The 13859-nt window shown below is 68.2% G+C and carries 5 protein-coding genes; 3 read left to right on the top strand and 2 right to left on the bottom strand.

Annotated features, from left to right (window positions below; translation table 11 throughout):
- The first annotated feature begins 84 nt into the window (after positions 1–84).
- Positions 85–2136: a helix-turn-helix domain-containing protein gene (locus tag OG937_00595; GenBank protein ID WUD70330.1), complete on the top strand. Its 2052-nt coding sequence runs from the start codon at positions 85–87 to the stop codon at positions 2134–2136.
- Positions 2137–2646: 510 nt separating this feature from the next.
- Here the strand turns inward: OG937_00595 and OG937_00590 are convergent.
- Both OG937_00590 and OG937_00585 read right to left on the bottom strand, forming a co-directional pair.
- On the bottom strand, positions 2647–6396 hold the full coding sequence (locus OG937_00590) for a hypothetical protein (GenBank protein WUD70329.1): 3750 nt from the start codon (positions 6394–6396) through the stop codon (positions 2647–2649).
- Positions 6397–6960: 564 nt separating this feature from the next.
- Positions 6961–11214, bottom strand: a complete 4254-nt coding sequence (locus OG937_00585) for a hypothetical protein (protein WUD70328.1) — start codon at positions 11212–11214, stop codon at positions 6961–6963.
- A gap of 126 nt (positions 11215–11340) precedes the next feature.
- Between OG937_00585 and OG937_00580 the strand changes: the two genes are divergently transcribed.
- Positions 11341–12606 carry an IS701 family transposase gene (locus tag OG937_00580; protein ID WUD70327.1) on the top strand — a complete coding sequence of 422 codons (1266 nt, stop codon included), beginning with the start codon at positions 11341–11343 and terminating at the stop codon, positions 12604–12606.
- A 217-nt stretch (positions 12607–12823) separates the two neighbouring features.
- Positions 12824–13474, top strand: coding sequence for a hypothetical protein (locus OG937_00575; GenBank protein ID WUD70326.1), 651 nt, complete (start codon positions 12824–12826; stop codon positions 13472–13474).
- Positions 13475–13859: the final 385 nt, after the last annotated feature.

The raw sequence follows: 13859 nt of genomic DNA, 5'->3' as shown, positions 1-13859 counted from the left end.
TTGCGGCGGCCGGGAATTGTCCACACCGCCCGCGGAGGGTTCGCGCAGGTCGACTCTGGACATTGCTGGGTATGTCCAGGACAAATGAATGCGCTGATGGGGGAGTGGATGGCAGGTGGGGGCAAGCGGGGCCGCAAGCCGGCGCCGATCCGGGCGGAGACACCCCAGGCCCGCGTGTTAGCCGAGTTCCTTCGCGAGCTGCGCGAGCAGTCGGGCAAGACCTACGACGACCTTGCCAAGGAGCTCAACTGGTCCCGCTCGAGCATCGGCAACCATCTGTCGGGCACGGTCCCGCCGATGGACGTGGTCTTGAAACTGGTCCAGGCCACCGCCCCACCGGGCCAGCTCGAGACGACCAAGACGCGGGCCATGCGGCTGTGGGAGCGGGCGACCCACCCGCCGAGTGCAGACGTGGCAGTACGGCGGCCACCGCTGGGCGCTGCACCCGCGGCACGGTATGTCGCCGAGAGCCGCGGCCGCCTGGCCCAGGCCGACGCCAACAGCCACCGTCTGGCGCAGGACCTGGCCACAGCCCAGGAACTCGTGGTCCTGCTGTCCGCACTCAACACCCAGCTGCGCCTGCAGATCGAACAGCTCGCCGCCGCCTCGCCGGACAGCACGAATGCCGATCAGGCCCAGGAGAACCTCGCCCGCGCCATCGAGCAGCTCCAGCAGACCGAACACGACCTCGTCGAGGCCCGACAAGCCCGAGACGAGGCGGAGGCACTCGCTGCCGCCGCACGCCGGCGCTGCCTTGAACTGGAGGAAGAACTCGCCCTGCTCCGTCTGGTCGACCCCACGGACCAGCAGGCCGCAGAGGAACCGGAGCCCCTCGGACCGGACCTGGACCAGGAGGCCTTTCTGGCTGACCCTGCCCAGGCTCTGCGTACTGCCCGCACTCTGCTCGACCACGGCCACGCGCTGCGCAGCGACGCGGCGGCGCACATGGGCCTGGCGGCCTCCACCGCGGCCACCGACATCACGGTGCGGCGCAGCGAGCGCTGGTACACCGCCACGACGCTGCTGGGCCGCACCCTCGGCTGCCTGATAGCCGCCGGAGGTGCCTCGCTCCATGTGGTGGCCCTCACCGTGCACACGCCCGGCTGGATCCTGATCACCGACCCGATCGCCCTGGCCGGACTTGTCCTGGTTGCCGAGCCCTGGCACCTGATTGCTGCCCTGTGGCCGTGGGTCCGCGCGACGGCACGCAACGAACCCCTGCCGCGACCGCTGTCGGTCACTTATGCCACCCTTGCGCCCCGTGTACTGCGCTGCCTGACCGCCGCGCTGGCTACTGCCGGGGCAGCAGCCACGGTGCAGGCCGGCCTGTCCTGGGGTCCATGGTGGTGGCTGCTCACCGTGCCGTGGATGATCTTGTTCTTCGTTGTGACCGTTGCCGGCTACGACCCCGCTCTGCAGCGCACCACCCGCGCAGCCTTTACCGACCTTTCCGCGGACCTGCGAGCACCGAGCCAGTCCCCGGACCAATCCACCGGGCTTCCCAAGAAGCGGCCCTGGCTCATGGTGACGGACCCGCAATGGATCGACCGCCGCGCCGACGACCTCGAGACCGTCCTGTCTGGCAGATGGCGCGACGCCCCCGTGTGGATGTGGATCTGCCTGATACCCCTGGTCATACCTGGCCTGTACGCCATCGCGGCAGGCCTGGTCAAAGTCACCGGAACGCTCCATGCCGATCACCACATGTACCTAGCGATACGCACCATCAACGAACCGGTCACGCGCTTCCTGCAGGCTCACACCGCTGACCTGCCCCTGACCCCCTCGGCCGCGCATGTCCTGTGGCTCGGCTTCGGCATTGTGGCGCTGGTGATGTCCACCGTGCTTCACGCTTTCGCGGCCCGGCTGACATGGTTGCTGTGGGGGCTGAGTACGGTCGCGATGGCATGGGCGGGGACCGGAGAATCCGGACGGGACACCGCAGCGGGCCTGGCCGCCATCCTCTGGGGACTCGTTTCGATCATCGCGCTGAACGGCCTGGGACAGCGACCACGGATCACCACAATCAACCTCATCGGCGACGTCCAGGCGGCCATGCAACCAGGCAAGGACACCGCGGAGGAAGCACCTTCACCGGACGAGGTCACCGAGGGCGACACCGCCGCTCCAGCGTAGGTTCGGGACCCTGCATCCTTGATCGGCCCGGTTGCCGAACCAGGGCGTTCACGCAGGCGCTGCTGCGCCTGCGCCGGGTGAGGTGGTCGATGGATGCTCCTGCTGGGAGTGGCAGCACAGGCCTTCAGCGGACGGGCGCCGTGCTCGGGGTTCCGCCCGGCGCTGCCCCGACCTCACACGACGAGCTTCCTGCCTACACCCGCAGATGGGGGCGCCGACGCGCCCCAGTACCGGCTGAATGGGGTAGGCGTGCAGGACGCCACGGGGCGCGTGGCGTCCTTTGCACTACAGCGCGCGCCCCTCCACGCGTCGCCATCCGGCGCTTGGGGCCGGAAAAGGAGGGGGGAGCCTTGCGCGCCGGTCGCAGCGTGCTCCCCCGTCCGCTGTGGCCGGCCCACTCGCGTGTGCACTGGATTTTCGTAACCTGGCCGGGCCCTGTCACGGGCCGGCAGTGAGACTTCGGTACCGCCGCCATGTTGCAGGCAGCTTCCGCCGGTTGGGGTGGCAGGGTCACGGTGCCTGGTCCTGGGGGTCGTTCCAGCCGGGGTGCGGGTTTCGCGGGTCGGCCAGGACCTGGGGGAGGAGCTCTGCGGTGGTGTAGGCGACCTGTGGGTCGGCGAGGAAGGCGGCAGGCTCGATGGCGGAGGTGACGATGAGCGGGATCACGGTCCAGTCGATGTCTTTGGTGTCCGCCCCGCAGAGTTGGGCGGCTGCGGTGGTGTGGGTCCGGATGGTGGCGGCTTTGGTGAGCAGGGTGCGCTGGTAACCGCGGAACTTCTGGATGTGCTGGCGGACGTTGTGGGGAGCGACGGCGCCTTCGGGGTTCTTCGCTTCGAGGACCCAGAGCCTGGCCGTGGTGGGGTCGGCGACGAGGAGGTCGATCTCGCCCGTCAGGTCGGGGATACCGTGCTGGGCAGCGGTCTTCTCCAGCAGGCGGCTGCGGTGAGGGAGTCCGAGGTTGTGAGCGACGGCTTCGATGTCGGATTCGAGTTGCTTGTCGAGGCGCTGGCCATGGCGGCTGAGGGCGTTCTTTACGGGCTGGGGCAGGTCGGGGTGGGGGAGCCGGCCTTCGTCGAGGTAGGTGCCGAACAGGTCCTGGGTGTTGGTGAGGAGCCAGGGCAGGAGCAGCAGCTTGCCGTTGTGGTCAATGAGGGGATGGGTGGTGAGCCGGGTACGGCGTTCGACCTCGGTGTAGGCGTGTGCGTGGGCGGGGGCAGCGTTGGCCGGGTGGAGGCGCAGCCGGACGACCGCGGCTTCGATATCGGCGTCGGGCAGCCCAGACCACCTGGCGGCCTCGGCCGCCAGGGCCTCGGGGGTGACGCTGGCGATGCCGTCAGAGCCGGTGGGCCAGTCGGCGGCGGTGGCCAGCACCGCGTGCAATGCAGCAAAGCCGAATCCCCAGTGCTGATGAAGGAGCTGGTCGGCCTGGGCCAACGGACTGCCAGGAGGCAAGCGCGGCGGCGCAAACGGGACCGGAGTACGCGCAGACGCGCCGAGCAGGGCCGCCGGGTCGGCGGACGAGTCGTTCGCATCGGGCTCGGCGGTGCGGGAACGGGCGAGGAAGCGCTTGTGCCGGGCATGCTGGTAGGCGTCGACGTCGAACCCGAGGTGGGTCGGCCCGGTCCCCTCGTAGGCGGGTTGCTCCTTGTCCTGGGATTGCTCAGTGAGGGTGAACGCGCCGCTCGGGTCGATCGCCAGATGCAGGTCGTGCAGACCCCTGGAGGCGGCGACGGCGGTGGTGCCGCAGTGCAGGACCAGCTCGGCCAGGGCGACCAGGTCTGCGACTGCCACCATGTCCGCCGTCCAGTCACCGGCGGGCGGGTGGACGATCGCGTGTTGAAGGAGGAGCTGCAGGGCCGAGGTGGCGGTGGCGGCTTCCACCTGGCGTCGGCCTGCTTCCTGTTCCCAGTTCGCAGCCCAGGGCGCGGCAAGATTCACCATCGCCTCGTGCATTCCGCGGGTGCGTTCTGCCCAGGCCGCGTTCAGGTACCGTGCCAGCTCGGTGACCAGTCGCGGTTCGTGGGCTTGGATCTGCTGGCCGAGTTCGGCCTCCAGGGCGTGCAGTAGTTTCTCGCCGGGTCCGCCCCTGGCGTAGGCGTCCGGTCCGTGCCAGGTCCCGGCCGGCACGCCGGCGTCGCGGACGGCGGCGGCCGCGGTGCGCCGGGCGCGGGCGTGCAGGTGGTCGGAGCGCGGCAGGGTGTAGCGGGGAGCGACAGCGGGCCAGTAGGTGGCGGTGGTCGTCAAGCGCAGCACCGGGTGCGCGGCGTCCCAGGCGGCCGCGAACTCCTCGAGGCTGGTGCCTGGTCCGGCATCGCGGCCGTGGCGGATCCGGTCGGTCAGCTGGTGCAGCAGCTGGCCGAGGACCTGATGCCCGGCGTGCCCGTCGCCGGTGAAGGTGGTCAACAGTCGCGCGTCGAGTTCGATGCCGATCCTCGCGGTGGCGGGGTCGGTGGCAACCCGGACCGGCAGCTGCTTGGCCGGCGCGTTTGCAGGGTCCCGATCCTCGCCGTCGCCGTCGGCCTCCTCGGGCTCTGGAAAGGGGGCCTGGAGGGAACCCGAAGTCTCGGTCAATGTGATGACGACCGGAGCACCGTCGGGCAGCGCCATGTGGCCGGCCAGAACCGGGGAAGCAGCCAAGGTGGTGCGAATACTGTCCGCCAGGCCAGCCATGTCCTCCAGGCCCAGGACAGTGCCGGGGTCACAGGATGGGCTCGCCACGACCGCCAGCGGCGGGACCGTACTGACCCGCACCACCAGCCCAGCGGTGTCATTGCTGCCCGGGTACACCACATCAGCGTGCTGTCCGGGAACGCCGGGGTCGGGGTCGGCCATCCGGGCGGAACGCCAGTGCACCCCGCCGGGCAGCCCGGCAGCGGCCAGCACGTCGTCGAACCGCGCCCAGGCGGACGCGTACCTCCACGACGGATCGAACCCTGCCGGAGGAACGACGACGACCTCCTGCCGGTCCGGTCCGGGCATCAGCAGCGTGCCCGTGCTCCGCCAGGCATCCCAGGCGTCCAACGGATCGCGGTGGAAGATCCCGGCAACGCCGGGATGACTGGTCAGCTCCGCGACGAACCACGCCAGTAGTGCCGGGTTGCCCTCGGCGCCGGCGAGGACGTCGGCGAGCTCTTCGACATGCAGGTAGACGGTGTCCGTGACGAGTTCGGGGCCAAGGGCGAGGGGACCGCCGTAGACGACCAACCGACCGCGCCTGGTCTCCGGTGGGGGCAGCGCGGCGCGGGCCTTTTCGATCCTGCTGGACAGGCCCCGGCCCAGGGCACTGGCAACCGCTATGTCGTAGCGCAGGTCCGGCGCGGACATCAGTTCCACGTTCCTGAGCCGGGTAGGAGCCTCGGTCAGGCCGAGCAGTTGCGCGGTGCGATGCACCGTCAGCTCCTGAAGCCGCTCCTCGGCGGCGTCCTGGTCAGGGACGTCGGCGATCAGGCGGGCAGCTGCCGCGGCAAAGGTGTCCAGGGCGACAGAGACCGGGACCATGCGCCGGCGGCCGTGAGCCCGGACGGCCAGGACCGGGCCCAGCAGCCGTCCGGCCGGGTGGTACCGCAGTGGCAGTCCGGCCAGGTCCGCGGTCATCCACTCCAGCGCCCGCCGGGCCCGCTCCGGCTCTCGGCACCGGCCAGCCAGTACCGCCGGGTCCAGGCCGACGAGCGTACGGGCGGCCTCCACCTCGCCGGGGGCGATCCCGCACGCGATGTCATCCGGGGCGCGGTCCGTGTATTCCTTTGGCCAGGACGGCGCGAGCGCGGTGACGGCATGGTCGGTGTAGTGCAGCACCAGCTCGAGCACGTCGGTCAAGGCGAACCCGTGCACCGCGATCAACTGGTCATCAACTGCAAGTGCGGTCAGCTGCGCCCCGCGCAGAAAAGGAAGGGGATGATCGAGCTCTCCGGGATGGACCAGCAACCGTTGCCCTGCGATCTCGAAACGCACCAGCGCACGCGGATCGTTCGGTTCGGCCTCGGTTGTCGTGCCGCGCCCGGGCGCGGCACCCATCAGGGCCTGCATCATTGCCGGCAGGTCGCTGGCGCCGGCCTCAGTTCCGGCGTGCGGGGCCGTGCGCAGGACGCGGGTCCACCCCAACAACAGATGATCATGGAAGCGTGAGCAGCCCGGGGAGGCTAGTGCAGCCTCCAACACCTCCAGCAGCGACTTGGTCGAGTAACGGGCGAACACCCGGTCGATCAACTTCCACTGCACTTTTCGCAGCTGCGCGGAAGTGGGCTGCTGCACCGTCGCCATCGAAATACCCCCAGCCCTCGTGATCGTCTTACTGATGCTGACAGCTTCTGCCGCCGCGCCGCGACGGATTTGACAGCCCGCCCGGCCTGGCGCGCCCGGGGCCCCACAAACGCGCCGCCCGGCGACGCGAGCCGGGGCTGTGGCTGCATTTCCTGCTGTCAGCAGCGGGGCGGAGACCATGGCGGGGTTTGCCTGCCGTGTGCATGTGTGGTGCGCGATGATCGCAATCCTCGATGGACAGATCAGGGCAGCAGCCAGTCGACAAGGACAGCAAGATCCTGGGGCAGGCTCGTGCAGAGCTCTGCGTAGAAGTGAATGCGGCCTACGAGCACGGTAGTTCGATCCCGGCGATTGCTGCGGTCCGGGGATCCACCATCCTGCTCGTAGACGACGTCTTCACTAGCGGCTCACAGCTCCAGCATGTTGCGCTCTGACTCCGAGCGACTGGAGCCGCCGACGTCCGCGGACTCGTCCTCGCCCGCGTTCCCTGGGGCGCGTAAACACCGACGCTCGGTCCCGCAGCCGGTCGCCGGACTCCACAACTGAAGGAAATTCGCTGTCCGGTTAGGAAGGGGCTGTGTCCGGGGCGGGGGAGCGTCGCGTTCTGTTGCTGCGAGGCTTGGCATGTGGGGATGGTGTGGGGAGGCTGCAATCGAGAACCACGGCGTCGACTAGGTAGCCGTTGTTGCGCTCCTGCTCGGCTTGCGTATGGAGCTCCTCGCGGATGCTGGCTGCGGTGTGTGACTGTGGAGCTTTGTGACGCTTTCGCAGCATGGGTTGGTGCCAGTGGTCGTGGCCGAAGTGTGCGACGAGGAAGATTCCGGCCCAGTTCGGGTGGCCTTCGAGGTAGCCGCGGGCGAGCTGGCTGGACAGGCTGTTCTTGATTTCCGGGTTCCAGCAGCCCTTGACCTCGATCACCACGGCAAGAGCGTCGGTATCCGGCTGGTTTGGGTCGAAGGCCTGGATGAGGATGTCGAGGACTTTGCCCTCTATATCGCTAGGCTGAATCTCGACTTCCCGGTTGATCACCTGGTAGTCGACCTTGAGGCGGTTCTCCAGGAAATTCCGCACAAAGTCGCTCAGTGATTCCTCCCAGATCGGCCAGCGGAGCGTGGCGTGACGTCGGATCTGGTTCCACAGCAGCGGGGCCCAGCCGCGTGAATCGCCGATCTGCCTGTCGAGTTCCGCAAGGCACTGCAAGACCAGCCGCTGGAGATCCTCACGGTTGTGAATCAGCCGGGCGCCCTTGTGAGTGGTGAGTTCGTCGAATTCCTTCCAGCTCATGGGAGCGCCCAGGGCCGCGACGGCTCGTGCGTGCTCGGCGGCCATGCTCCGCAGCCCGGGATGATCGGGGTGCGCGGAGCTGAGGCGGCGGAGCTCGGTGACCGCGTCCGGAGTGACGCGTCTGGCGATGAGTTCGGGAAGTAGGTTGTTCAGTGCAGCGCGGGCGACGCCGGGGTGACGACTGACGGGGAAGCGTTGCCCGGGCATCGGATACGTGACGTGCCCCTCAGCGTGGAGGAGGTCGTACAGGCGGCCGGCTTCGGCCGGTTCCAGGACGTAGTAGGCCTTCGGCCAGTGCATGCTGCGGGGGAGGTTGAACATGAGCAGGCGATGGGGCATCGGGTCCGCTGACTCGGCCCAGGCTGCCGTGATCGCGGAAGAGGAGGTTATCGCTGTCCACAGGGCCGGCCAATCGTCCTGGTCCCCGTACAGCAGCAGGAGATCGGCCGTCGTAGCCCAAGTCTGCAGCTGAGGGGCAGCCATGCCCCGCGGATCCTGGCCGGCAATCGCGCGGAGATGGGCAAGCGCGTCTGGCTCCGAGGACCGGGCGAAGGCCTCGAGTACGGGTCGTCTGGTTCCCAGAGAGCGGGCGAAGGACGAGTCCCATGCCAACAAGGCAGCCGTCAGTGGTGCATCCCCCAAGAGCAGAAGCCGATAGACCGTGTGGAGAAGTGCCTGCGCGTCACGCAACTGCCCCAGGGCCGGTGCCACTACTGCGCGAAAGCTCTCGCCCGCCCGGCTGACGCACTGTCGCAGAAGCTGAAACCGCAGCTCGTCGTCGTCACCGTTTAACCGCGTCGATACAGTCAACGCGAGGGCAAGGCCAGCCCACTGCTCCGAAGCAAGTTCCGGTGGGTCCTGCGTGAACGTCAGAGCCTGCAGGACCGGAACATCTGTGAGGTAGACACCCGATGGGCCCACGCCCAGGGCGGTGAAGGGTTCCGCGTCGACCAGCACCCGGTCGGCCACACGCTGGAGTGCAGCCCGCATCGGCTCGTCCAGCCCATCGTAGGCCGAGGTCTCGGCCAGGTTCAGGCGCCATTCCCAGGGCGCGCCGTGCTCCGTTGGAGGGTGGAGCAGACGGACCAACCTGTCCCAGTGGCGGAGGAGGTTCTCAGAGGAGAGCTCGGAGGCGGCGGCTTGGATGGCTGCCCTGAGATGCTCCGGGTCGGGCGTCGGCTCGCTCTCGTGGACTGGCTTCTGCACGGCGGCGGGAGTGAACCAGGGCCGCGTGCGTTCGGCGAGCACCTCGTCGCTTTGACGTATCGCGGCCAGGTCCGCGAGGTCCTCCGGCGGCGGCATGGGTAGGCGCAGCGGATACCCCAGCCGGTCGTCTAGGACCTTGGGGAGTTCTGCGGCTGCTTGGCGCGCCCAGTACAGGCTGTCCGAGGACGGGAAGAGCGGGATAGGTCCGTAGAACAGCTCGGGGACGTCGTCATCGTCGACGGCGGCGAGGACCTGTGCTGCCAGCCGACGGCGCCACTTCGGGGCGTCGTTCAAGGCAACGAAAGGGTTGATCGCCAGAGGCTCGTCAAACGACTGAGGCCGGGAAACAGCCTTGGCGAAGATCGTCACCAGCCGCGGGTCGAGTGGCTCCGAGTCCGACCCTGGCGCCGTGTCCTTCAGCGTCGCATCAGCATCAGGCAGCGGCACAAAGTGCTGCAGTGCCCAGCGGAGCAACAGATGCATCGCACTGATGACCTGTCCGTGACGTTCCCCGCTGAGCTGGGTGGTCAGCCAGTCGAGGACGCTGTCCAGATCGCCCGGGCCCAGGGCATCGGTGATCCGTGCTGCCGAAATACCGCCCCACGAATTCCTCGCCAGCGCATCAAGCATCACGCTGGTGGTCATGTGCGCGGGCCACAGCCGCAGCACAGCGGCCGCGGCTACCTCCGGTTGGCCTGACGCGGCCAGGCCAACCAGCCGATCCTGGATGTCCTTCTCCAGCTGATCTGGCAGGAGGCTGAGAGCTTCCGCCCGCCACCCGGGAGAAATGTTGTCATCTTCTGCCAGGTCTAGAACCGTAGGGCCCGAAACCCGGCCGGGGCAAGCCTTCGCCAAGGCAAAGCCCGCCTGCAGCCGCCGGTAATCCGGCCGTGTTGCTGGCTGCCGTGGATCGGGCGGGGACAGGAGGTCCACGAGCTGTTCGGTCAGACCTTCATGGTCCAGGCGGCTGAGGACTGTCGGGGGCTGCTGCGGCAGGATGTCGGTGTCGCGGCGCATCGTCTCCGCGACCAACGAAGCCACGACCTGCGCACGTCGGCTGACAGGCAGGTCGTGCACGAGCAGTGCGAGCGGATCATGCCGTAGGAGTTGGTCAAAGACCACCTCGCGTTTCAGAGCAACCCAGCCGGCAACCTCGCGGTGCACAGCCGGGACATGCCTCGCGTCCTGGTCACCCACCAGAAGCAGTGACAGCAGAACATCATCGGCAACGCGCCGACGCAGCAGGAACTCCGCCGCGAGGAACTCGCGGACATCCCGCTGCTGGAAAGCCCATCGCCCGGGCACAGCCCCGTCGGGACGCAGCAGAGCGGTATCCGTCAGCCAACGCAGCACGTCCTCCGTGCACCCACCGGCCACCCCTTCAAACTCGGGTGCAGAACCAGACGTGAGCCGGAAGAGTTCCACCCCTCCGGAGGAAGCAATGCGACCACGCGCGTCGTCAAGCACATGGGCGGAGGAACAAAACTGCAGCGCTCCCGCCAACCGCTCGGCGGAACGTACCGACTGCATCCTGCCTGCCCGCCGCTGCCGTCCATAGTTCAGTTCATCGCACAGCGCCTCGCATTGCCGCCTATAGGCATCAGCCGCAGTGTCGGGCAACGCCGCACCCGACTTCTCAGCCTCCAGGAGAGATTGAAGGGTTTGCGGCACACTGGCCAGTCCGACCAGCGCACGACGTTCGATTGCGGTCAAGAACGCATGGGCATCCCGCACACCGGCTGCCTGCGCGGCCGTCTCCACATCATGGCGCGTCAACGGGGCCAGGACACGGATGTGCACAGCTTCATCCCCGAATACCTGCCGCAGTAGGCGCAACAGGCGGTCGTTCTGGGCCACCAGCCCTGGGCGACTCGCCACGCGAAGACGCAGGGCAGCACGAGCGGGATCCTCCAACTTGTCCAGCCAGGCACCGAGCGCCACCATCACGTCCCGCCCAGCCTCCTCATCGAAGGAGTCCAGCAGCACATGCCAAGGCGCCGCCTCAGTCGGCGGCAACGCCTTTCCCAGATGCATCTCGGGGGCTTGGGCGACATGCGGGGCCCCCAGATCAATCAGATGTGTCGCGGTGCCGAGGCGATTCTTTTCGTCGCTCAGGGCGGCGCTCTTGCCCATACCGCCCGGACCGAGCAGCACGATCACCTGGAGAGCTTCGAGGTCGCCGAGAGATGCGAGCGCGGGCTCCTCGGAATTGCGCTGCCGCGGAGCCATCGGGTCGAGCCAACCCGTGGCCCCAAGCCGCGGAGGGAACTCCGGCGAGTAGATGCGCCGTACCCAGGGATACTGCAGTCCGTTCGTCTCCTGAGCCATGCCCGCACGGTAATGCATCAGCCGTCCGACCAGACCGTCGACCGGGGTTTGTACAAGCTAGTAGTGCTTGGTCAGGTCGGCTGAGTTGTTGCGTGTCTTGTTGGGCTGGTCTGGCGTTGGGAAGGTGTGACTCCGGACGAAGTTGCTGTGGTGCGTGGTGGGTTGGAGGCGTTTGCGGCGGAGGTGTTCGAGCCGTTCGCGCGCAAGGATCAGCGCCGGTGGGGGCAGGTGTATCTGCGTGGTCTGATGACTGACGTGCGACGCAAGTCGGTCGAGCCGATGGCCGCCGGGCTGGGAGAGGACGGCAACCGGCAGGCGCTGGCCCACTTCATCACCACCAGCCCTTGGGATCCGGCTCATATCCGGGCTCGTCTGGCGTGGAAGATGGAATCGGTGATCCGGCCCACTGTGCTGGTCTTTGACGACACTGGTTTCCTGAAGGACGGAAACGCCTCGGCGTGTGTGTCGCGGCAGTACACCGGTACCGCCGGGAAGGTCACCAACTGCCAGGTGGGTGTCTCGCTCCATCTGGCCCGTGACCATGCCTCGGCGGCCGTGAACTGGCGGCTGTTCCTGCCCCCGTCCTGGGATCCGTCCTCGCCGAAGGCGGACCCGGACAAGGTTGCACGCCGTGCGGCCTGCGGCATCCCCGAGGACGTCGGCCATGTCGAGAAGTGGCAGCTGGCGCTGGACATGGCCGATGAGACCCGCTCGTGGGGGATCGATGTGCCGCTGGCGATCGCGGACGCCGGATACGGCGATGCCGCGGCTTTTCGGCTTGGCCTGAACGCGCGGGGCATGCACTACGTGGTGGGAATCTCCAGCACGCTGTCGGCCCAGCCGGGCGATGCGGCACCGGTCACCGAGGCGTACTGCGGGACCGGTCGGCCACCGGGGCTGAAATACCCCAAGCCTGCCCGTTCGGTGAAGGAACTGGTCATCGAGGCAGGCCGGACGGCGGCACGGCCGGTGCAGTGGCGTGAGGGATCGCGGCCCGGCACCGGCCGTTCAGGCGTCAAGCGGATCTACTCAAGGTTCGTTGTCTTGCGGATCCGGCCCGCCGGACGTGAGATCCGGCAGGCCACCGAGGGTGTCGAGCTGCCGGCGTGCTGGCTGCTGGCCGAGTGGCCCGCGGGTGAAAAGGAACCGGTCCAGTTCTGGCTGTCCGACCTGCCCGAGGACACCGCGTTGACCACCCTGGTCCGTCTCGCCAAGCTCCGCTGGCGCATCGAGCACGACTACCGGGAGATGAAGCAGGCCCTGGGCCTGGCGCACTTCGAGGGCCGGACCTGGAACGGCTGGCACCACCACGTCACCCTCGTCTCCGTCGCCCATGCGTTCTGCACCCTGCAGCGACTGGGGCGGGCCCCAAAAGACGCGGCGTCGGCCTAAGCCTCTACCAGGTCGTCCGTGACCTGCAGATCCTCCTCGCTACCTGGACCGGCGCCTGCCCCACTTGCCACCGCGACATACCCACCTCAATACCGACCTGACCAAGCACTACTAGTGCCGCATCAGGCAAGGTTCGCCCTGTTCGGATGGCTGAGTTGTCGCCTGGTGACGTCGCTCTCTTCGGCTGGGGCAGCCTGCTGGAGTCTTGATGGGATGCATGGTGACCTCTCCGGATGGCAGTGTCCTTGTCGCTGCGATAGCGAGGGTCGCGAAGACCTTCGACGGCATGACGGCCCAAGCGGACGAGGCCGGCTGTGGCCGGTGCTTCGATGAGGGGGAGGTCGAGCTGCTGCGGACTTCCGGCGTCCCGCTCCCGGCGGACCTCGTCCGCCGGGTCGCGCAGAAAGATCCTTTCCACTGGGGCGATCAGCCCGCGATCATCCGTCGGGTTCTGCCGCAGCTCGTCGTCTTGCTCGCCGAGGGCGAGGCCGAGTGCGATTCCATGGCCCGTGGACTGGCCGCGGCAGGCTGGTCGCGGTGGCCCCGCGAGCAGGCTGGGGCAGTGACCGGATTCCTGGACGCATGGTGGACGCAGACCCTGAGAACGAAGTCGCCGCCCACTTCGGCGTGTGCGGTGTTCGAGAGCTGCGTGACCGCGAGTTCCTCGGTCGCCCCGTGGCTCGCCCGCTGGGAGGCGGAGACGGGACCGGCCGCCCGCCGTCACCTGGCTGACAGTCTCGACTGGTGGCGGGAGGAGTTGACGTCCGACGACTCGCCTTTCTGGTGGTGGTGGGGCACCGCGGCGGAAGAGAGGGCCGCCTGGCACGAAGTGAAGCGGTGGCTGACCGGTCAGGCCCGGGCAACGTGATGCCAGAAGGGCTGGTGCCTGAGCGCAGCCGTGAACGCCAACACGGCTTGATTCAGGCGATGTTCGCCCTAGTCACGACCTTGCGAAGGCGCTGGTCAGAGGAGTGCCCGTTCCGCCAGATGATGTAGCGGCGGATCGGATAACGTGCGGCACGGCTCGGCCAGCCACGTCCTCGCCGACCGTACGCGGACCTGGCTCGCCAGCACCCAAGACGCCGCTTGGCTGGGATCGCAACGGTGTGTGGGCGTCGTTCTGCGGGAGTCCGTGTGACTTGGAGTTGCCCCGGAGGGCGGGGTCGGCGCAGCTGCCCGCCTGACCCTGCGAGAGGTCACATCACGTGGACCGGGCGGGCCCGAGCCGGGCACGTCCCATCGGGGTGGCTTGC

Source organism: Streptomyces sp. NBC_00510 (assembly GCA_036013505.1).
GTDB lineage: Bacteria > Actinomycetota > Actinomycetes > Streptomycetales > Streptomycetaceae > Actinacidiphila.
The sequence above is the reverse complement of the archived record's forward strand: the minus strand, read 5'-3'. Positions and strand labels throughout refer to the sequence as shown.

Coding starts and splice junctions, on each gene's coding strand:
- OG937_00585 (WUD70328.1), bottom strand. CDS start 11,214: ATGGCTCAGGAGACGAACGGACTGCAGTATCCCTGGGTACGGCGCATC.
- OG937_00595 (WUD70330.1), top strand. CDS start 85: ATGAATGCGCTGATGGGGGAGTGGATGGCAGGTGGGGGCAAGCGGGGC.
- OG937_00590 (WUD70329.1), bottom strand. CDS start 6,396: ATGGCGACGGTGCAGCAGCCCACTTCCGCGCAGCTGCGAAAAGTGCAG.
- OG937_00575 (WUD70326.1), top strand. CDS start 12,824: ATGGTGACCTCTCCGGATGGCAGTGTCCTTGTCGCTGCGATAGCGAGG.